This is a genomic window from Bacteroidota bacterium (assembly GCA_036522515.1).
Taxonomy (GTDB): domain Bacteria; phylum Bacteroidota; class Ignavibacteria; order UBA10030; family SZUA-254; genus VBOC01.
The window spans coordinates 58,492-80,125 of the sequence record DATDFQ010000043.1; the positions used below are offsets into that span (position 1 = coordinate 58,492).

Annotated in this window: 18 protein-coding genes; 2 read left to right on the forward strand and 16 right to left on the reverse strand. The window is 60.7% G+C overall.

Annotation, left to right across the window (positions count from 1 at the left end):
• Positions 1–16: 16 nt before the first annotated feature.
• Both VI215_06585 and VI215_06590 read left to right on the forward strand, forming a co-directional pair.
• Positions 17–2,596: a c-type cytochrome gene (locus VI215_06585; GenBank protein HEY6191979.1), complete on the forward strand. Its 2,580-nt coding sequence runs from the start codon at positions 17–19 to the stop codon at positions 2,594–2,596.
• A 298-nt stretch (positions 2,597–2,894) separates the two neighbouring features.
• A complete protein-coding gene (locus VI215_06590; protein HEY6191980.1) occupies positions 2,895–4,394 on the forward strand; it encodes a T9SS type A sorting domain-containing protein in 1,500 nt (499 codons plus the stop codon).
• A gap of 98 nt (positions 4,395–4,492) precedes the next feature.
• On the opposite strand, the gene VI215_06595 is transcribed toward VI215_06590, so the two are convergent.
• From VI215_06595 to VI215_06670, 16 genes are read right to left on the reverse strand one after another with little or no spacing between them, the layout of a single operon-like run.
• Complete coding sequence (locus VI215_06595) at positions 4,493–5,323, reverse strand: purine-nucleoside phosphorylase (protein ID HEY6191981.1); 831 nt, start codon at positions 5,321–5,323, stop codon at positions 4,493–4,495.
• A gap of 9 nt (positions 5,324–5,332) precedes the next feature.
• Positions 5,333–6,232 (reverse strand): ABC transporter permease, encoded by a 900-nt coding sequence (locus VI215_06600; protein HEY6191982.1) that lies wholly within the window; start codon positions 6,230–6,232, stop codon positions 5,333–5,335.
• Complete coding sequence (locus tag VI215_06605) at positions 6,229–7,299, reverse strand: ABC transporter permease (GenBank protein ID HEY6191983.1); 1,071 nt, start codon at positions 7,297–7,299, stop codon at positions 6,229–6,231. The genes VI215_06600 and VI215_06605 overlap by 4 nt, the downstream gene beginning before the upstream one ends.
• The gene (locus VI215_06610; GenBank protein ID HEY6191984.1) at positions 7,296–8,813 is read right to left on the reverse strand and encodes an ABC transporter ATP-binding protein; all 1,518 of its coding nucleotides are present in this window, start codon (positions 8,811–8,813) and stop codon (positions 7,296–7,298) included. The genes VI215_06605 and VI215_06610 overlap by 4 nt, the downstream gene beginning before the upstream one ends.
• A 29-nt stretch (positions 8,814–8,842) precedes the next feature.
• Complete coding sequence (locus VI215_06615; protein HEY6191985.1) at positions 8,843–9,889, reverse strand: BMP family ABC transporter substrate-binding protein; 1,047 nt, start codon at positions 9,887–9,889, stop codon at positions 8,843–8,845.
• 15 nt (positions 9,890–9,904) lie between these two features.
• A complete protein-coding gene (locus VI215_06620) occupies positions 9,905–10,489 on the reverse strand; it encodes a thymidine kinase (GenBank protein ID HEY6191986.1) in 585 nt (194 codons plus the stop codon).
• Positions 10,467–10,892, reverse strand: coding sequence for a cytidine deaminase (cdd, locus tag VI215_06625; GenBank protein ID HEY6191987.1), 426 nt, complete (start codon positions 10,890–10,892; stop codon positions 10,467–10,469). The genes VI215_06620 and cdd overlap by 23 nt, the downstream gene beginning before the upstream one ends.
• A 54-nt stretch (positions 10,893–10,946) precedes the next feature.
• Entirely contained in the window at positions 10,947–11,624 is a 678-nt protein-coding gene (locus tag VI215_06630) for a HemK2/MTQ2 family protein methyltransferase (GenBank protein ID HEY6191988.1), read from the reverse strand.
• 1 nt (position 11,625) lies between these two features.
• The gene (locus tag VI215_06635) at positions 11,626–13,077 is read right to left on the reverse strand and encodes a radical SAM protein (GenBank protein ID HEY6191989.1); all 1,452 of its coding nucleotides are present in this window, start codon (positions 13,075–13,077) and stop codon (positions 11,626–11,628) included.
• Positions 13,067–14,557 (reverse strand): radical SAM protein, encoded by a 1,491-nt coding sequence (locus VI215_06640; protein HEY6191990.1) that lies wholly within the window; start codon positions 14,555–14,557, stop codon positions 13,067–13,069. The genes VI215_06635 and VI215_06640 overlap by 11 nt, the downstream gene beginning before the upstream one ends.
• The gene (locus tag VI215_06645; protein ID HEY6191991.1) at positions 14,554–15,804 is read right to left on the reverse strand and encodes a glycosyltransferase family 87 protein; all 1,251 of its coding nucleotides are present in this window, start codon (positions 15,802–15,804) and stop codon (positions 14,554–14,556) included. The genes VI215_06640 and VI215_06645 overlap by 4 nt, the downstream gene beginning before the upstream one ends.
• Positions 15,805–15,827: 23 nt before the next feature.
• Positions 15,828–16,874, reverse strand: coding sequence for a radical SAM protein (locus VI215_06650; protein ID HEY6191992.1), 1,047 nt, complete (start codon positions 16,872–16,874; stop codon positions 15,828–15,830).
• Between the two features lie 15 nt (positions 16,875–16,889).
• Positions 16,890–18,140, reverse strand: a complete 1,251-nt coding sequence (locus VI215_06655) for a metallophosphoesterase (GenBank protein ID HEY6191993.1) — start codon at positions 18,138–18,140, stop codon at positions 16,890–16,892.
• 18 nt (positions 18,141–18,158) lie between these two features.
• Positions 18,159–19,397: a glycosyltransferase family 87 protein gene (locus VI215_06660; GenBank protein ID HEY6191994.1), complete on the reverse strand. Its 1,239-nt coding sequence runs from the start codon at positions 19,395–19,397 to the stop codon at positions 18,159–18,161.
• 11 nt (positions 19,398–19,408) lie between these two features.
• On the reverse strand, positions 19,409–20,248 hold the full coding sequence (locus VI215_06665) for a class I SAM-dependent methyltransferase (GenBank protein HEY6191995.1): 840 nt from the start codon (positions 20,246–20,248) through the stop codon (positions 19,409–19,411).
• A complete protein-coding gene (locus VI215_06670; GenBank protein ID HEY6191996.1) occupies positions 20,245–21,630 on the reverse strand; it encodes a radical SAM protein in 1,386 nt (461 codons plus the stop codon). The genes VI215_06665 and VI215_06670 overlap by 4 nt, the downstream gene beginning before the upstream one ends.
• Between the last annotated feature and the right edge of the window lie 4 nt (positions 21,631–21,634).

Consider the following 21,634-nt stretch of genomic DNA (forward strand, 5'->3'; position numbering starts at 1 on the left):
CCGCCGGATCCGCCGCATGAAAGGATTGCTGAGCTACTTTTCCGCGCGAGCGGAAACTCCGATCGAGACGCGCAACTACGCGCAGGTCTACTTTATCCTTTCTGCCCTGCTCTTCATCGGGACGATGTGGTCGGTCCTCGACGAAGTATCGACGCGCCGCCCCTGGAAGGTGACACAGGAGGAGTATCTGACGCTCGACGAGCAGAGGTGGCAGGACCGGCTCAAAGAGGCGGAATCTGCATTCGATTCGGCGTCGTATGTGCAGGCAAGTTCCGAACTGTCGGAGGCCCAGAAGAAGCTCGGCTCCCCCGAGGTCCAGAACCTCCAGGCGGATATCAACCGGCTTGAAGAGCAACTCCTCGATGCCAACCGGGACTTCACGTTCGCGAAGAGCCGGGGGGACGAGGCGTACTATTTTTGGAAAAAATCGATCCATGAGGGGCAGGAAGACCAGGGGTACCGGGACAAAGTACGGGAACTCACCGCCCTGATGGCGACCTATAACGCGCGGGTGGAAGCGCTCACCACACGGCATGACTCCCTCCAGCGGATCGTGAACGGCTATAAGAACGACGTCAAGGGCGTCCAGTCGAAGATCAAAACGCTCTATACTTCCATCGACCTCGCCAAATCGAAGATAGACCGGGCGAAGGGATCGAGCATCCTGATCCGGCAGGTCATGCTGAATGGTTTTGACCGTTCGAACTTCGGAATCCCCAAGGCGCGCATCGACCGGTGCCAGACCTGCCACATGGGGTGGAAGGAAGAAGTCATGGGGGACGCTCCGCAACCGTACACCAAGCATCCGCTCCCCGAGTTATTGAAGATCCACAATCCCGAGGTTGCCGGATGCACTTCCTGCCATCACGGGCAGGGAGCCGCGCTCACTGCGGGTTCGGCGCACGGCGACGCCGACAAGTACTGGGAATGGCCGTTGTTGAAGGGGAAGGAAGTCTACGCCTCGTGCAACAGCTGCCACGCGGACGAATCGTACGTGAAGTATGGCGACCGGTTGAACAAGGCCAAGCAGATGCTCGCCGAATCGGGTTGCTTCGGGTGCCATGAAATCAAAGGCTTCCTCGATCTCCAGAAGATCGGACCCGAACTGAACCAACTGAATGTCAAAGCCAAGAGCGACTGGATTTTCCGCTGGGTGCGCAATCCGAAGGATTATAATCCCCACACCCGGATGCCGAACTTCAGGTTTTCAGACGACGATGCGGCGGCGATCACCGCATTCCTCTGGAAGACCGGGTCGGACGGATCGTTCCATCCGAGAAAGGGGATCAGCGCCGGGGGGGACGCCTCGCGGGGGAAAGGACTGGTGGAAACCGTCGGATGCAAGGGCTGCCACGTCGTCGCCGACGACCTGCGCATGCGCCAGGCCCGGGGATTCTCCTATGACGTGGCTCCGGAGCTGAGCCGGGCGGGGAGCAAGCTCGATCCGGATTGGATCTTTGAATGGATCAAAGACCCGCGCGCGTACAGGCCCGCCACCCGGATGCCGAACCTTCGCCTGACCGATCAGGAGGCGCGCGATATCGTCGCCTATCTTTCGACGTTGAAAGACGACCGGCAATTCGAGCGCAAGGCGATCGCGCTCGATTCGCCCGAACTGATCAAGCGCGGGGACAAGCTGATCCGGGAGTACGGCTGCTCGGGTTGCCATGCGATCAAGGGGATGGAAAAGGAAGGGCGTGTCAGCGTGGCCCTCTCGAACATCGGGCGGAAACGGGTGGATGAAATCGATTTCGGAGACACCAAAGTTCCGCACACCTGGGACGACTGGATCTTCGGAAAGCTGACCGACTCCCGCATGTACGCGACAGAACGCATTGTTTCCAAAATGCCGGTCTTCGCGTTTGCCGACAGCGAGAAGATCGTTCTCCGCACGCTTCTGCGCGGATTGACGAAGGACGTTCCGGAAGAGGCATTCCAGCGCCCCTTCGATAAGAACCTGCAGGCCATCGAAGCCGGGCGCCGCCAGACGCAGTACTACAACTGCATCAACTGCCACCAGATCGAGGAGGTCGGAGGAGCGATCAGAGCAACGCTCGACGACGAGGGTTTTGCGCCCCCCTACCTTCTCCCCGAAGGGTCGAAGGTCCAGGAGCCGTGGCTCCACGAATTCCTGAGCGGGCCGACGCCCGTCCGGCCGTGGCTGAAGATCCGGATGCCGACGTTCAGTCTCACCGATGACGAGATAGGCACCATCACGCGGTATTTTCTTGCGCTGCACAGGAAAGAGCTCGAGGTGCGGGAATATCAAAACATACCGCTGGAGCCGAAATACCTTGTGAACGGCAAGAAGCTCTTCGAGGACTACCAGTGCCTCAGTTGCCATACCACGGGGAAAATCCCCGAAGGGAAGTCGCCCTCCGACCTCGCGCCAAACCTCGCGCTCGCCAAGACAAGGCTCAAGCCGGAATGGATCCTTGACTGGATCGCACGCCCCGATTCCATCCAGCCAAACACCCGGATGCCGAACTTTTTCCCCGATATGCAGGCCGCAGACACCACAATTCTGGCCGGGGACGCCCGGGAGCAGATCAAGGCCCTGCGGGATTACCTCTGGACGGTCGCAAAATCGAAGTAGGGGGGGCCGTACCAGACGCTTTCCCCGTTCGAATCCCGCCTTTTTGCCTCACATTAATTTTTGGTAATCTCATTGACAATTGGATTTATTTTAGGTAGGTTTATTCCGGGAGGTTAATGGGCTTCAGGTACCTGTAACACCGCTTAAGAACTTGTCAATGATTTTCTGGGGGAATTCGTGACGATTCGTGATCGCGGGATGTCTGTCGGTGGAAACCTATGTCACCGAAACGTCTTCCTCCTCGCCTTGCAATTTCAGTTCGCCATCACCCATCTCACCTTCAGAAAGGAGTCACGCCATGAGTCTTGAGCGCCTCACCCGCCAAGCGTTAGCGCTGATTCTCCTTACCGCCTCTCTGCAGCTTGCTCTCAGCGCGCGCGGTCCGGAGAAGAAAAGTTCGGTCGCATCACCTTCCATTGTGGTAGATACGACAAAGTACCGGACCGGAACGTACCTCGATTGGGCGGACGCCCGGGACTCCAAGCATAAGCGAAAGTCGGAGAAGCCCAAGCCGAACGGAATCGATTTCAAGTTCCATCTCAACGCGCCGGGAAGTTCGACGGCTCTGACGCTGGACTTTTCAATGTTCACGACCGGAAGCCTTCACCAGGACTCGGCAAATACTCCCCCTGTGTTGACATGGGATAGCGTGAAGAGCGTCACCTACACGCCGGTGTCGCCCATCGGAGGCGGAACGTTGTTCATCGCCGAAGGCCGCGGCCTGAAGGGGAAACCCCTCAAGGTAAAGTTCACGTGGTTGACCTCCCCCAAGAAAACGAAGGGCCCTCTGGCCGACAGCCTGTTCGATTTCAGCATTCTCCGCCTCCCCATGCCCAACCTGAATAACGTCGGAGAGGATATTTACGGCGGGGTGAAGCAAACATCGGTTCAATTGAATGTCGGAATCACGGGCGATCCGCTCGGTGCGCACACCGTCTATCTCCCCAAATACAAGGATGTGCAGAAATCTCTTGTGAAAGAGCACAAGGGGGGCGACATTTATCACGCAGCTCCGCCCCGGACCATCGATAATTTCGACAAGAACGGGAAACCGATTTTGAAGCGCCAGAAGGGATTGCCGCCCGACAAGCACAGCAACATCCTCTTCGCCGATCAACTCGCGCTCAAGCTCAACATTGCGGCGAGCGATTCGGGAGACTTCCCTCCGGGCTTCGGAGACCTGATTTACAACAATCTGCTCGACGTCACGCCCTTCAACGGGTTGGACCTCCGCACGATCGCGATTCACGTCGACAGTTTCCTCGCCAGGTCTGCGACTCCCTTCGGTGTCACCGACTCGAACGTCTACCTGCGGATCCTGACGAATCTCGACACCGCCTTCTCGGGCCCTTTCGATACGATTTCGTGGAGCGGGGATAATGTGATCTGCACGGGTGTCAAACCCATTTTCCAGGTTCCGTACCTCCATGCAGGCCCGAACGCGCAACCTGTAACCAGGGGCCCGGCGCATCATAACCCGGCGCATTACCTCCCGTCGGTCTTCTCCCTGCGGCAGAACTACCCCAATCCGTTCAACCCCACGACGGTCATCGAATTCGAGCTCGCACAGGAAGCGATCGTGACCGTGAAGGTCTACAATATCGTGGGCCAGGAAGTCGCGACCCTGCTCGATCGCCAATCGATGGACGAGGGAGAGCAGGAAGTATCCTTCGATGCGAGGAACATGCCGTCGGGCGTCTATTTCTACCGTCTTATCGCCAGCGGCATAGGGGATCCCGAGGAGGGGATCGCCGCCCGCACGTTCGTGAGCGTCAAGAAGATGCTCCTTCTGAAGTAACGCTCCGCCGCCCGCATGATTGCGGGCTCCCCGGAAATCAAAAACCCCAGCCTGACGGAATCAGGCTGGGGTTTGTTTTTAAGGTCGCCACCCCCGCGTCAGACCCCGGCCTTGCCAACTGCGGCAACGAACCCGTTCAACAGCGACTCCAGGGGCTTCTTCACCCGCGCGGCGACTTCCGTCACCTCCGCGTGCGTCAGTTTCTCCTCCCCGATGCCGGTGGCGTGGTTCGTGATGCAGGAAATCCCGGCCACCCGCATACCCAGGGCGTGGGCGAGGGATGCCTCATTGACCGTCGACATCCCGATCGCGTCTCCGCCGGCGCGCCGGATCATTTCCACCTCCGCGGCGGTCTCGTAACTCGGCCCCTTGATGCCGCAGTAGACACCCTGCCTGAGCTCGATTCCCCGCTCCTTTCCCACGCCGGCGATGATGCCCTGCAAACCGCCGTCGTACAGGTTCGCCCCCCGGCCGGGGAGAGGCGCGGCCCGGAGCGGATTCTCGAATGTAAGGTTGATCTGGTCGGTGATCAGCATCAGGTCCGCCGGTTGGAAGTTCCGGTTGACCCCGCCGGCGGCATTCGTCATGAGAAGCACCCTGATCCCGAGCTTCTGCGCGACCCGGATCGGAAAGAGAACCGACTCGAGATCCCCGGATTCGTAAAAATGCACCCTCCCCTGGAACACCATGAGGGAGACCCCGTTGAGCTTACCGCAGATGATCGCGCCGTTGTGCCCCTGGACCGTCGAGCGGGGGTAATGAGGAATTGAATCGTTCTGCACCGCGGTGGAGGAGCGGAGCGTCGCGCCAAACTCTCCCATCCCCGATCCGAGTATGATCCCGATCTTCGGGCGGTAGGAAACGATCGAGCGGATATGCCCCGCGGCTTCCTCGACCCGGATTGCCAACTCTTTCCCCCTCTCAGTCACGGGCGTTCCTCACGAGGCCTCTTTTTCGTAAGGCACGCCGTCCGCCGCGGGGGGAGTGGATCGCCCGATGAAACCGGCGAGGACGATCATGGTCAATACGTAGGGGATCATCTGGATGAGCTGCAGGTAGCGCGAGGAGGTCTGAAGCTGTATGGTGAGAGTCTCGGCGAGTCCGAAGAGGAGGGCGGCTCCCGCGGCGCCCGTCGGGCTCCATTTTCCGATGATCATCGCGGCCAGGGCGATGAATCCCCGCCCTGCCGACATCCCGTCGGTGAAACTGTGCTGGTCGATTGCGAGCCACGCCCCCGCGAGTCCGGCGAAGCCGCCGCTGATCAGCACCCCCGCATACCGCACGCTGCCGACGCTCACTCCGAGCGTATCGGCGGCCTCGGGGTGTTCGCCGACCGCCCTCAACCGCAACCCGAATTTCGTCCGGAAAAGCACCAGATTGGAGATGACGAGAAGAAGGACCGTGACGGGGATGAACGGGGAGCGGAGAAACGGGACGCTCATCAGGCTCTCCCACTGTTCCATTCCCACGATCCTCGCGGAATTGCTCGAGCTGTTGAAGATCAGCTGGCACGAGAACTTTGTAATGCCGACCGCAAAGAGATTGATCGCGATCCCGCTGACGATCTGATCCGCCTTGAAGGTGACGGAAATCAATCCATGGAGGAGGGCCGTGGCTATTCCGGCAACGGTGCCGGCGGCGATTCCAAGCAGGGGGCTCCCCGTATAGTACGTGACGACGGTGGTAGCGAAGGCCGCTATCAACAGGATCCCTTCCAGGGCGATGTTCACCACTCCTCCGCGCTCGCTGAAGGTGGCGCCGATCGCGGGGAGCGCATACGGAATCGAGATCCTGAGGACCTGGATGAGGAACACGACGCTGAAGATCGTCTCGATCATGCGGGGGCCAGGGTTGCGGCCCGCTGCCGGAAGCGAAGCATCCAGCGGTTGGCCAGCCGGGTCAGGATGATCACGAAGAGGATGATGATCGCCTGGAGTATGTTGGCGAGCTCCTTCGGGACGAGGGTATTGATGGTGAGGCTTCCGTATTCCAGGACTCCAAAAAAGAGCGCGGTCGCTATAATGCCGACGGGATGGTTTTTCGCAAGGAGGGCGACCGCGATCCCGATGAACCCGATCCCCTCGGAGAAACCGAGCTCAAAGTAGTGCTTGTACCCGAGCACAAAATTACTTCCGACCAGCCCCGCGAGAGCGCCGGAGAGGGTCATGGCGATGATCATCTGGCCGCGAACCCGAATCCCCCCGTAGAGCGCGGCGTTTCTGTTGAGGCCGGTGGCCCGGAGCTCATACCCGGGCCGCGTCCTCCAGAGGAGGAAATAGATTCCGAAGCAGGCGAGCACTGCCAGAAGGAGGCTGAAATTCACCGGAGCGCCCCGTAACTGATCCATCACGGCTTCGAGGCGTGGTATTTCGGCCGCCTGCGCGATGCGGGGGGTATGCACGCTCGCCGGGACAAAGAACACGTTTGAAACGAGGTAGCTGACAAGGGCCGAGGCGATGAAATTCATCATGATCGTATTGATGACCTCGTGGGAGCCGAACCGGGCCTTCAGAAGACCCGGGACGAATCCCCAGAGGGCGCCGCCCGCCATCCCCGCGAGAAGGGCTGCCGGAATGAGAACGAGAGGGGGGAGCCCCTCGCCTGAAAATCCGACCAGCGCGGTGACGAACGCGCCGACGGTCAGCTGCCCCTCGGCGCCGATATTGAACAGTCCCGCGCGGAAGCTGATCGCCGCGGCGAGCCCGGTGAACATGAGCGGAGTGGCCTTAAAGAGCACCTGGCCGATGCCGTACGCGCTTCCGAACGTCTGCGAGAAGAAGAGGCCGTAGACATCGAGGGGGTTCTTGCCGAGCCCGACGATAAACACCGCCCCGACAAGCAGCGACGCCGCGGAAGCGATCGCAGGGCCGGCGAGAAGGGACACGATATGCGTGACGATCTTCAATTCAGCGCCGCCGCTTCCTGTTTCTGGGACCCCGTCATGTAGAGCCCGAGCTCCCGCTCCGATGTGCCGGAGGAACGAAAACTCCCGGTGATCCGTCCCTCGTACATGACGACGATCCGGTCTGAGAGCGAGAGGAGTTCGGACAGGTCCGACGATACCAGAAGAATCGCCCTCCCCAGGTTCCGTTCCCGTATCATGGCCCGGTGAACGAAGTCGATCGCCCTGATGTCCAGTCCGCGGGTCGGCTGGCAGGCGATGATGAATTCCGTCCCCTTCGAGAGCTCCCTGCCGATGACGACCTTCTGCTGGTTTCCTCCGGAGAGCGAGCCTGCAGGGAGCCGGGCGTCCGGCGGCCTGACGTTATACTCACGGATGATCCACTCCGAGTATTCGTCAATGGCTTTTTGTCGGAGAAGGGAATGCCTCGAAAAGAGGCGTTCGCGGTGCCGGCCAAGGATGAGATTCTCTGCCATGCTGAATTCGACAATGATACCGAACTTGAGCCGGTCCTCCGGGATATGGGCGACGGCGATTTCCCGGCTTCCCGGGAGCAGGTGTATTCCGCCGATCTCCACGGATCCCGCGGATGCCGGCCGGAGCCCTGCAAGGACGTGGACCAGGTCCGATTGCCCGTTCCCCTCGACCGCGGCGATCCCGAGAATCTCGCCGCCCGCAATCGAAAGGGAGACGTCCCTCACGACGGGAAGATTCCGTTCGTTCATTGCGCTGAGGTTCCGGATGATGACGCGCGGATCGGGCGTGCGGGAGGAGGTTTTTTCGGCCGGCGCTCCGGCCTCGTCGCCCACCATCATCCGGGCGAGCTCGCGGACGTTCGTCGACCGTGTTTCCACCTCGCCGGCCACGGAACCGTGACGCATGACCGTCACCCTGTCGCTGATCGAGATGACTTCGCTCAGCTTATGCGTGATCAGAATGACCGTCTTCCCCTGGCTCTTCAACAGCCTGATAGTACCGAAGAACTCCTCGACCTCCTGCGGAGTCAGGACCGGCGTCGGCTCGTCGAGGATGAGCAGTTCCGCCTTCCGGTAGAGGATCTTGAGGATTTCAACCCGTTGCTGCAATCCGACGGAGAGAGAGTCGATCTTCGCCCGGGAATCGACCTGAAGGCGGTATGTTTCCGAGAGCCGGTCGATTTCCCGCTCGGCGTCCCGCATGTTGAGGCTGCCGAAGCGGCCGCCCGGCTCTGTCCCGAGGATGATATTCTCCGTGACGGTAAAGGTGGGAATCAGCATGAAGTGCTGGTGAAGCATGCCGATTCCGAGGGAGATGGCTTTCCGGGGGCTGGTCATGCGCACCTCGCGGCCGTCGACCGAGATCCGGCCCGCATCGGGGGCGTACATGCCGTACAGGATCTTCATGAGAGTGGACTTGCCCGCCCCGTTCTCGCCGACGAGCGCATGGATCTCGCCTTTGCGAATCCGGACGGTGACACGGTCGTTGGCCTTGACGGCGCCGAACGTTTTTGTGATATCCTGCAGTTCAGCGAGGTACACGGAGGCCGGGCGGCTACTGGCGGGAGGAATTATTGATAGGAAACCTTGATTTCCCCGGAGATGATCTTGCTCCGAATCTCCTCGACTTTTGAATGGACGTTGTCGGGGATGAGGGCCTTGTTGTGTTCGTCGTAGATGTAATCGACGCCCTTGGAACGGATGTCGAACATCACCGCGCGGCCGCCGGGAAACTTGCCTTCCTTTTGAGCTTTGATGATTTCGAACACGGAGTTGTCGACGACCTTGATCATGCTCGTCAGGATGTACCCCGGAGCTTCGAGATACTGGTCGGAATCGACCCCGATCGCCAGTTTGTGTTTTTCGCGCGCCGCCTCGAAGACTCCCAGTCCCGTGACCCCCGAGGCGTGGTAGATGATATCCGCTCCCCGGCCGTATTGTCCGAGCCCCAGCTCCTTTCCCTTTCCGGGATTCTTGAACGCGTCCCCGGTGATCCCGGCGTAGGAAACGAGCACGTCGCATCCGGGATTCGCATACTTCGCCCCGGCGACGTACCCGACTTCGAACTTTTTGATGAGCGGCGACTGCATGCCCCCCACGAAACCGATCACATTGGTCTTCGTCATGAGGGCGGCGAGAGCTCCGACCAGAAACGAGCCCTCCTCTTCCTTGAATTCCAGCGCCACGAGGTTGGGAGGGAGGGCTTTGGACGAGTCATAGGTGTAATCGACGCACGCGAAGTTCTTGCCCGGGAACTCCTTCGCGACGTTCGTGATATCGTCCGTGAAGATGAACCCTATTCCGAAAATCAGCCCGATGTCGGCGCGGCTCGCAAACTGCCGGAGGGCGGCTTCCCGGTCGGCTCCCGGCCCCGGCTCGAGGTACTCGAAGTTGATCCCGAGCTCTTTCTTTGCCCTCTCGAGGCCCCTATAGGCCGCGTCGTTGAACGACTTGTCTCCCCGGCCCCCCACATCGAAGACAAGGCCGACGGTCAGCGAGGGGGGAGATTGTTCCTGGTTGTTCTTTTTCCCGCACCCTCCTCCGAGCAGACCGAGGAGCGAGAGCAGCAGTATCGCACAGGTCCGGAGCCGCCGTATTGCGTATGTTCCGATCTTCATGGATTTACCTCTTTATCACCTTTCCGATTCCGAAGGAGGCACGAAACACTTGCGGCAACGGGCTTCGTACACATCGCGTGCTCCCACAACCACCAGCTCCTGTTGCTGGGTGATTCGTTGAGTTCTGTCGGCGGGATTGCCGCAGACCATGCAGATCGCAAGAGTCTTCGTTATATACTCTCCCAGGGCGAGCAGCTCGGGCATAGGCCCGAACGGCCTCCCCCGGTAGTCCTGGTCGAGCCCCGCGATGATGACCCGCTTCCCCGAGTTCGCAAGTCTTTCACAAACTTCAATCAGGCTCGGCTCGAAGAACTGGGCTTCATCCACCCCGATGACTTGAGCCTTCCCGCCTAAGTCACAAATTTCAAGGGGGTTATCAATGACATTTGAAGTCAGAAATTGCTCGCTGTGCGAGACGATCTGCGTCGTGCTGTACCTGTTATCGACCTTCGGCTTGAAGATCACCACCTGCTGCTTGGCAATCTGGGCCCGCCTGAGCCGCCGGATCAACTCTTCGGTCTTGCCGCTGAACATGCACCCGGTGATGACCTCTATCCAGCCGGTGTTGAAGGGCATGTTATGAAGGGTGACTGGTTCCATCTGCATGCTGAATTGGAAGAAGCTTATCCCTGAACGGGACCGGGAGCAGGGCGCCTGACTTGTAGCTTTTCGTCTTTCCTTTTGAATTCACAAGGATGAGCTCGATGTTTCCGGCCAAGTCATGGATCACCTGCCGGCATGCTCCGCACGGAGAGACAAATTCCTCGGAGTCGGTCGCGATCGCCATGGCACTAAAGCTCTTTTCCGACTCCGAGACCGCCTTAAACAGGGCGGTGCGCTCGGCGCAGATCGTCAGGCTGAAGGAGCTCGATTCGATGTTGCAGCCGGAATAAACCTTCCCGGACTTCGCCAGGAGGGCAGCCCCGACGCGGAACCTGGAATATGGTGAGTAGGAGTGTTTCTTGGCTTGTTTTGCGGCTTTAGCAAGCGCCTGATAGTTCACTAGCGGTTCAAGTGATGTGAATCTGGCGAAATATAGAAAAAGCCCCTGTGAGAATCAAGGGAGGAGCCGCGCCTCGTAGACGGACAATTCTTCAAAGAAGAGAGCCCTGGTGTGAACGCACTCCATCGAAAACCCCGCGGCCCGCGCGATCCCGGAAACCCTCGGAATCTCCATATCGGAGGAGAGGATCAAGAGGATGGAGCCCGCCTTGCGCACGAAGCGGCCGGCGAGGGAAAAGAAACCCCGGATGATCGCGTAATCTGCGCCTCCATGCCATGCCATCGCGGCCATGTCCTTCGGATTTCCGGTATAGAAGGGGGGATTGAAGAGAATGGTGTCGAAGCGCTCGCCCGCCCCGAGCGGCTCGAACAGATTGCCGCAGAGCGCCCGCACCCGGACCCGGGCGCGGGATGCGTTCACGCGGGTGGCTTCGGCCGCCGCCGGGTTGATGTCGATGGAGGTGACCGATGCACCCCGGCCGGCCGCGACGAGGGAAAGAATTCCGGAGCCGCATCCCATATCGAGGACCGCCTTCCCCTCCAGGGGCGCTTCCTGCAGGTAGTGCGCGAACGTCTTGCTGCTGAAAAAGAGGCCGGGATGGAAGACCCCGGGAGGGACGTCGAGGGTGTAGCCCATGACTCTCGCCCGGTCGGTCCTCCCGAGCCTGGGCCGGGCATAGAAGCGGTAGGCGACCGAAAAACAAGCCCGCCTCGCGATGGTCCGGATCGACACGCTACCAGTTGACCCGGTGGAGAAGCTTGTATCGGACGAAATTGATGATTTCCTTTTCGACGGGGAGCTTGTAGAAATCTTTCTTCAGGCGCTGGGCCGCCACATATCGGACCGGGTTGGTCCAGAGGCGGACAGACCTGTTCTCCGTCGCAAGTTTCGCGTAGAACTTGAACCGGTTGACATATTCCCGCTCGTCCTCCCTGACCCAGTAGCCCGAGTAGAGGATGAAGTCGATGTCGCTCCATTCCGCGAGCGATGCGGGGAGCCGGTATCCCTTTCTCACGATCTGCTCGTAGAGCTCCGTCCCGGGGTAGGGCGTGAAAAAGAAGATATTGAACTCCATCCCCGGATCGATTCTCTTGATCTGCTTGATGATGTCGAGGGTCTTCAGCGTGTCCTCGAACCCTTCTTCCGGAAACCCGACGATGAACCCGAATGCGGCCCCGATGCCGTGCCGGGCCAGCTTCTCGGCCGAAATGACCGCCTCCTCCGCGAGTGTGTCCTTTTTCATGAGATCGAGCATCTCCTGCGAGCCCGACTCGGCGCCGATCATCACCTTCCGGAGATTCGCCCGGGCGACCTCGCGGAGGAGATCGTCGTCCAGCGGCGCGATCTGGTCGGCGCGGGAGGTTGCGGCCCACGAGAACCGGAAATCCGACTCGTTGATCCCCCTGCAGAACTCGAGCACCCGGTTGCGGTTCGCAAAAAAATTCTCATCCTGAAAAAGCACGTCCTCGACCCGATACTTCCGCACGACCTCGAACACGTCGCTCATCATGCGCCGGGTTTTCAACCCCGACCATCGCCGGCTGTACACGTAGGGATCGGCGCAAAATCCGCACCGGTACGGGCATCCCTGGGAGGAGTAAAAATCAATTTGCCGTCTCCCTTTGAGGCGGAAGTAGGTTTCAATCGGGACGAGGCCGTAATCGTAGGAAGGGAAGTTGTTGATGTCGATGAACTTCCTCTCCGGATTCCGGACAAATTCCCCGTTCCTCAAGTAGGCGAGCCCGGCGATTCCTTCGACGCCGCCTCCCGAGTCGAGGGCATCGAGCAATTCGGCGAAGGTGACTTCCCCCTGGCCCGAGACGCAGAAATCCGCAGCGCCCTCCCGGAGGCACTGTTCGGGAAAGATGGACGGGTGCCACCCGCCCCAGACGACGGGAACGCCGGGGGCCGATTTTTTGGCGAGGGCGGAGATGGCGACGGCATCTTTGATCGGCGTTCCGGTGATGACGGAGACACCGACGCAGACGGCGCGGGGGAGGAGGTCGAGCACTTTTTTGTGTGCGTGCCAGCCGCTCTTTTCGATTCGAGCGTCGATGATTCGAACTTCGTAGCGGGCCGGGTCGATCACCGAGGCCAGTGCGAGGTACTGAAGCGGAATCGTGTAGTACGGAGCGACCGGGTTGTAGAGGATCACAACCGGCCTCGACAATCCCCTAGCGGCCATACTGTTCCGCTCCTTCGATCTCCGGCTGCCGGTACCTGAGCAGTTTCGACAACACGAAGCGGACTTCATAAGGAGCGGTGTAAAACTTCAGATTGTACCGCCACCCGCTCACCGCGCGAAGAAATGCCTTCCTCGCGGCGGTCAGTTTCAGGTCCGAAACTGTCGGATAATATGCGTTCAGCACGCGTTCGAAATTTCTGATTTTTACGATATGGTGCGCCCTGAGCCAGGGCGTCGCCGATTCCTTGCGAAGATCAAGGTGTTGCCATTTCGGGCTCACCCATTCCTCCAGCGTCTTCGGGTATTCAAACCCGTGGGTTTTTGCCTCCTCGTACATCCTCGACCCGGGGAGGAGGACCGGCGCATAGACGTAGAAAATGATTTCGGCCCCGGGGTTGATCTCTTTCACCCTCCGGATGTAGCGGATATCGCGATCGATTCCCGCTTCGACGTCGCCCGAGGGGGACCCGAAGACGAACGACAATTCCGGGATGATGTCAAAATCCTTGATGCGTTTTACAAATTCGAGGACCAGATCGGGCGTTTGCGTGCCCCCCTTGTTCATCAGGCGGAGTGTCTCTTCCGAACTGGTTTCCGCCCCCATGAAGATCATCTTGCAGCCGCTCGCCCTCATCAGGGCAAGCGTGGAATCGGAGAAATGCATCAGGGTGTCGATCCTGGCATCCCCCCACCAGCTGATCCCGCGCCCGAGAAGATTCATGGCAAGTTCGCGCGTTCTGACTTCCGATACGAAAAAGTTGTCGTCGAAAAACTCCACCGAGTCGATCTGGTACTTCTCCTGGAGCTCGAAGAGATCCTTCGCCACTGCGTGGGGATCTTTGGCGAGCCAGCGGCCGTCGTAGATGGCCGCCACCGCACAGAAGCCGCAGGTAAAAGGGCACCCGTAGCTTGAATGATATCCGATGGTACGCCGCCCCAGGTAGGTCCTGGCGAGATATCGCCGGAGGTCGATGCGGTCATACGGAAGGGGAGGAAGGTCGTCGGGATGGGCGAAGGGACGGGGCGGGTTTTTGACGAAGCTCCCCTTCCGGCGGAATGCGACTCCCGGAACTCCTCCAGGGCCGGAGCCGCTTTCAAGCGCGTCGATCAGCTCCCGGAAAGTCGATTCCCCCTGGCCGGCAACGACATAGTCGACGCAGCCCGCGGCGAGGACGGTCTCCGTGTGAATGGTTGGGAACGTGCCCCCCCAGATGACGGTCACGGAGGGGAACGCCGCTTTCAGTTCTTTTGAGATGGCCACAGCCCTCACAAGCTGGGGCCCCGGCATGACCGTCAGCGCCACATGCCGCACACCCCGCCGGGTGATGAGCTCGCGGAGGGGTTTCCCCGCCTCGCCGTCGAGGTTCTCATCCACGAAATGCCATTCGTATCTCCCCTCGATGCCGGACGCCACGGCCAGGAGAGAGAGCGGGAGCCTGTGATTCCACCGGGCGCTCCGGGGGTTGACGAAGGCGATCATAAAGCCGCCGGCTCCATCCGAAGCGGAGCTTCCACTGCCGTCGCCGGGTCTCGCCGTCCGGTCAGGAACATGATCCAAAGGAGGACGAGGGCCCCATAGAGCCTCGGAAAACCGGCGATCCCGAGCCAGCTATTCTGGAACATAGGATCATAATACGGAATTTTGGGAACAAGCAACAACAATGCGGCCCCGAACGCCGCGACGCCTCCCGCCTGCAAGGATCCGGAAAGGCTCTTGTAGCAGATCAGGAGCGGGATGAGGAGCAGGACGTAGTGATAGTCGAAGAGGAGGGGCGCCGTCACTACGCTGAGAATCATTCCGGTTGCGAACGGCAGATCGAGCCCCCCGCGGCCGCAGGCGCGCACCGCCCGAACGAGCAGCAGGATCCCGGCCGCAAGGAAACAGGCCATGAGGGGACGGACCAGCCCCGGCAGTTCGAGCCATGGATGAGAATGCCACTCGTCGCGCACCAGGAACCAGCTGAAAAAGCTCCCGACCGTCTGCTGGTAGGTCGCCGAGGCAGGGATCGCGGAGAGGAAGTGTCCGACCTGGGAGGCGTAGGCGATCCACGTGTCATAACCGACCGCGAGCGAAGAAAGCCCGGCCACGAGCATGAAGATGACGATCGTGCATCCGAGCAGGAGCCATTCCTTTCGGAGGAGCGCCACGAGCAGGAAGAAAACGCCATACCCCTTCAGTGCGAGCATGAGCGCGATCGAGGCGGACGCGCCCACGATCAGCCCCCGCGACCAGAAGAAGAGGAGGCCCGCGTGAAGGAGGAGAAGGAACACATAGAGCTGCCCCCAGACAAAATTCAGATAGACGGGGGTGAACGCGAAGGCAAGCGCGCTCATGACAATCCGCTCGAGGGGCGTCAGGCCGAGATGCCGGTAGAGGAGCGCGAGGGCGGCGAGGAGGCAGACGAGCGAGATGACCTCCCAGAGGAGCTTCGCCTCATCCATCGGAAGAAGGGCGAGAGGCAGAAAAAGGAAGGGGAGGACCGGCGTGTTGACCGTGTAAATCTCGCCGTGGGGGAGCCCCGAGCCGGCGCGGCTGAACTCTTCAAAGAAATTCGCGTCGTAAAGTTTGCTCATCGGCTGATGTGTCAGGAGCATCCTGGCCGCGAAGTAACCGGCCATGAAACCGGCGGTCGGCCGGTTCGCGTAGGGAATCACCCGTACAAGAAAGAATCCCGCCGACAGCACCAGGATGGCGATGGCGATCTTCCTCAGGGCGGGTCCACTCATCGGATTCATCGCGGCAAGGGGGGTCAGAATCTGTCAAGAAGCGAAGCGGCGTGCCCGACATGCAGCGTACAGACGCAGGTCGCACATCGCTCGAGCGTATACTCGTTCACATTCCTGCGCGTGGCCCGGATGCCGGAGCCGTTGCTCAGCGTTCGCACGGATTCCTCCCGCACGTTGGCGTACCCGGGAAGGAAAAAACAGGGGCGGACCTCGCCCGTGGAGGTGATGACCGCCGAAACGTTCGGGGCGTTGCAGTGATTCCTGGGGAACGGCCGGATCCCGGCGACCGCCTCGAAGTATTCCACGATATGAAAGAGCTTTGCGGGCGGCTCGGAGATGAACCGTTCCTGAAATTCCCGGCGCCGGGAGGAGACGAGAGCGCTTACAATCTCCCGAAACTCTTGAAGCTCTGACGCATCCAGCATGACCTCCTGTTTCCACCCGCCGGGCTCCGGGGCGGACCCATGCTGATCCCTTCCGAATGCGCCGGAGAGGAGGTCGGCGGCGAGAAAGGAGATCCGGCCCACGCCCAGCGACCGGGCCGTGTCCACCATACGGCTCATCATTCTGTAATTCTTCTTTTGAAGAACGGTCCGGAGCGAGATCGATCGGCCGGCGGGCGCCGCGATCCGGGCTGCTTTTATTCCCCGGACCGCCCTCTCAAACGATACCCCCCCGCGGATCGAGTCGTGCGTGGCCGCATCGGGTCCGTCGAGCGAGACGATGATCTCGCGGAAGTGGCGGCCGATCTCGGGAAGACGCTGTTCGAGCAGGACTCCGTTGGTCAGAAGCGATTGTTTGACCCCGTGCCGGCCGAAGAGTTCGCAGATGGCCGGAAAGTCGCTGCGCAGAAGCGGCTCGCCGCCCGAATAGACGATGTGCCGCAGGCCATAACCGGCCAGCTGCTCTGCCAGCGAAGCGAGTTCCCGGAGCGAAAGTTCGCCCGGTTGAGGGTGGCGGTACGAGCACATGCAGCAGCGCAGGTTGCACCCTTCCGTCACGTAGAGGATGACGACGGGGATCGAGAAGGACCTGGAGGAGAGAGTATCGAGCCACGCCCTGAGGTTCAACGCGTTCCCCTCCGCTTATCCGGGACCATCGGGGACGCTCCGCACGAGCGTGATCTTCGTGATCTCCGGCGGACAATTGATCCGCACCGGTATCCCCACGGTTCCGATTCCACGCGACACATACATCCTGGAGGTCCCGATGGAGTAGAGGCCGGCGACATAGGGAGACGCGACCCGCGCCGGGGCGATCACATCCGTGCCGATCCGCGCCAGCACCACCTGTCCGCCGTGCGTGTGCCCCGAGAGCGTCAAATCAATCCCCCTTCGGGCGGCCTGCTCGAAGTGGTACGGGCGGTGGCACATCAGGATTTTCGGAATTCCTTCGCCGGCGCCGGCGCCCGCCCGGTCGAACCACTGTCCAGCCCGCTCGCGGTTTCCGGTATCGTCGACGCCGAGCAGGAACAGCGTTCCCTTCCCCTTTTGGATCAGGACTCTTTCGTTCATCAGGAGCCGGATCCCGCAGCCGTCGACCTCCCGGGCGACCGCGTCGACGTTGCGGGTATAGTAATCGTGGTTTCCGAGGACGCCGTAGACGCCGTGAGGAGCCCTGAGGCCCGAAAACGCCTCCGCGAAGGGATAAACTTCGTCCACCATGCTGTTCACAAAATCGCCCGTCACGGCGATACAGTCGGCCTCCATCGCGTTGATCGCCGAGACGTAGCGCTTCATCGTGGGGAGCGTCATGAACACGCTCGAGTGGATGTCGCTCGCGAGCGCGATCGTGAATCCCTGCAGTTCGGCGGGGAGATTCGCGACCGGGACTTCCACGGCGGTGACGTCGAAGCTATCCTTTCGAAACGCGCCGAGAGCCGATCCCGTGAACGCGGCTCCCGCGAGGACCGTCATACTCTTGCCGACGAAGATCCGCCGGCGGGGATCGAACGCCTCCGGATGCGCCCCTGGGGGGGCCTTCCCGGCGCTTGAGTCCCGGTTCCCGTTACGGAAGAGCGAACGCACCGCCGTCACGGGTAGGCGTACCGCTTCTTTCATAAGGACGACCAGGAAGACGAAGACAAAAGAACTGTGCCAGAGGTAGAGGGGGTAGACGGTCGAAACCACCAGCACGGGGGGAAGATGGCTGAACCCCCTCCACCCGAAGAGGAGAAGCACCAGGGGAGCGTTAAAGAAAACGAACAGCGCCCGGAGAGTCCGGCGGGCCCACGGGCGGGGGGGCTTCCGCCCGCCGGCCCCGAGCAATTCCCTGTAAAAAAAGAATTGTATTCCCAGGAGAACGGTGGTGAAGAATATTTGGAAGAAAAGCCACATGATCTTCTTTTTCCTTGTTCAGACCCGCACAGTTTCGGGATTGAAGAGTCTCGCCGAATTTCGGAGAAATACTCTCAGCGTGATAAACATCGCAAGCAGCAGCGCCAGGCGGGGATAGGCGAGAATGCTCAGGAGTCCCCGGCCGTCGAAAGGCCGGAAGAGCCGGTACGGGATCCAGCTTACGAGGATAAACAATGCCAGGAGGATCTTCTGTTCCGGCCGCCAGCGAGCCCGGTCGCCCCCGAGGAGGAGGGCTACCGGAAGGACCAGGAGGAGGAAATGGTATGTCGCGGAGGCAGGGAGCAGAAGGAGCGCCGCGATCGTCACCAGGGCGAACTGGATGGGGGGTGCATCGGGACCGAACGCTTGTTGCGCGTTCCGGTAGCCCGTAATCGTGGCCGCAGCGACGAGCAGATAGATCGCATACTTCATGATGACGTAACCGGCTTCCCATTGAATCGCGGGGCTCGGGTTAAGAAGCGGATCGGAAACGAACAGCCGTCTCAGGAGGCTGTTCCAGGACTGCATCGTCGCCCCGAAGGGGTTGAGGATTTCACCCTCGAGGTGGGCGGGGAGCAGCGACAGGAACTGCCGGTAGACCCCGGTCCCGAGGAGGAGGGCCGCCGCCGCATAGATCGCCGCGACCGTCAGGGCAAACCAGAGTATCAGCGACCATCTTCGACGGACCGCAAGGAGAGGAATGAACGCAACCGGAAAATACTTGAGGGCCGCGGCGGCTCCGAATGCCATCCCCGATCTCCCGGATTTCGAGCTCCGCTCGCCGAGGTAGCCGGCCATGATCAGAAGCGTCACGAGAAGGTAACACTGGCCAAAGCGGAAGTCGTTGATCAGAGCGATGCCGCTCGCCAGGAAGAGGAGAAGGGAGAACGGCCAGGCGCGCCCGGAACACCGAGAGAGGAGGATCACGTTTGCGGCGAGGAGCAGGAGGTTGACGACCGTCCACGCCCGGAGCGCCTGAACCGGCGGAAGGAACGCGACCGGAGTCATCAAGAGGGCGGTGACGGGCGGAAGGGGGGCAAAGATCCCCTGTTGGTCGATTCCTACCCTGTAAATCTGGCTCTGGAACCAGTCCGCCTCGTAGATCCTGGAGACGTCCCGGCCTTCCAGCACCAGGCGGGCCGACGTATAATAATTCGGGAAATCCGTATCGATGGTTGTCATGGCAGGCACGAGGCCGAACCATGCGAGGAGGCACCCCAGAAGTGCCGACGCGATGAGCGTAAACGAGAGGCGCACGGATGACGCTCTCATTCTGGTACCGGGCATTCTGGTACCGGGCGAGCAGTCCGGCGTGCCACGGCGACGAAATGGTCTCCGAGAGACCGGAAGGGAACCGTTCCCCGGATTTTCCGGTCGAGCCGGAGGAGCCGTCCTGTCAACTCCGGATGGGAGGAGATGAAGTTCAAAGAATTCGGTGGAGGTGAGAGAATGCTGAGTCCATATAATTCGATAACTTCGAACCAGGGCTTCAGGATTCCCTTCATCCCCCCGGGTGAATGATACCAGACGTGCAGCGGCGAGCCGCCGACCGTCGCCCCGGACCCGCCGGAGCGCAGCCGCCTGAACGCCTTTCCGAATTTTCCGCGCGCAAGAAAGGCCGCTGTCTCCCAGAGGCACGTCCGGTTCAACAGGCACGCAACGAAGACGGCACCGGGCCTCACGACCCGGCCGAGTTTCGCGGCAACCTCCGCCGGCCGCGGGGAGCAGTTCAACCCTCCGAAATTCGAAAATGCGCCGTCGAACTCGCTTGAGCCGAGCGAATCGATCCGCTCATTATCCAGCACCCTTGTGGTGATGAGATGACCGAGAGAACGGAGCCCGACTTTTTCCGCGGCTCTGGCGACCATCTCCGGCGACGCGTCGAGACAGGTCACGCGCACCCCCCGCTCTGCGAGGGCGATCGCATCGGTCCCTGTGCCGCAGTTGAGCTCCAGCACATGCGCTCCGGGCGGAAAGTGAGCGAAAAGCGTCGCCTGGACCACCTTCCGGAGGTCCCCGGTGAGTCCCCGCTGTTCGAACTCTTCGTCATACCCTGCTGCGGCCCGGTCGAAGAGAGCCGCCGTCTGTGCGGCGGGAGCGCCGGTCATGAACGCCATCCCTTCGTCAGTTCCATGCCTGCCCTGGCAAGTTTGGCCTTCGCGAACGAGGTTGCGAGCGCGGCGAAGCTTTTCCCGCCATGATTCCGGATGCGGTGTTGACCCACCTCATTCACGAGGTAGCGGTTTGCGAACCAGTAGAACCGGTCGGAGAACCGCCCCGCGATCCTCAGCTGGCGGTCGGTGCCGGAAGACCAGTCGGGCGGGACGGAAATACGGTCCCGGACCTGGCGATAGAACGTTGTCCCCTTGATCGGGTAGGCGACTGTGGTGAGGAACGTGTCGGGATCGGTCTCCTTGAGGTGCTCCACGGTCGCCTCGATATCCCGGATCTCCTCGCCGGGATAGCCCAGCATGACGAACAAGCCGGCCTTGATGCCGAACTTCCGTGCGAGTCTGGTAATCGTCCGGATCTCCCCGACAGACACTCTCCGTTCCATCGCATCGAGGATCCGTTGCGATCCGCTCTCGGACCCGTACCAGATCCGGAAGCAGCCGAGCTCGGCGATCTTCTGAAGGATCTCTTCCGAGAGGCGGTCGGCGCGTGAGATGCATTCGAACGGGATCCGTATGTTTCGCCGCTTCATTTCCGCATGGAACTGGTGGAACCACTTATGATGCATCGTGAAGACGTCGTCGGCGAACCAGAGCATGTCGGGATTGTACCTCTCGCGGATCAACTCTATTTCCCCGACGACGTTCGCCACACTCCGCCGGCGGTGCGTCTCTCCGTAGACCGATCTGCTGCACCACGTGCACGTGTAAGGGCAGCCCCGCGCGCAGATCAGGGAGACGGATCCCATGCCGTGGCGGCGCTTCCAGACCCCGATGTACTCTTCCATGTCGATGGCCTCCCTGTCGGGAAACGGGATCGAATCAATGTCGGGTATCAGGGGACGCGGGGGAGTCCTCACGATCTGCCCGTCGTCGCTCCGGAAGACGATCCCGCGGATCGAGCCCGTCGGCCCCCCTTTGGAGAGCGCTTCGAGAAGCTCAAAAGTTGTTTCTTCACCCTCACCGATCACCGCCGCGTCGGCGCCGGAGGCCACATACTGTTCGGCATATTCCGGAACGTCCGGGCCCCCCACGATCACCCTGCACCCGGCCTCCTTGCAACAACGAATCTGTTTGAGGACATTCAGCTTCGTCAGAAGATTGGAGGAAATTCCGACCACCGGAGGACGCTCTCCGGCGATGTAGGCGGAGAACCCGGGGAACGACTTGAAGGTGGTGTCGAACACGGAGACGCCGATGCCCCGGGCCTTCAGGTACGAGGAGAGGTAGAGAATTCCGAGAGGAGGGTACGGTTTCAGGATCCTCTTTTCGGTTTCATCCTCCGTGAGGAAATAGCCGTGGGTAAGAAGAAGATCCATTCCG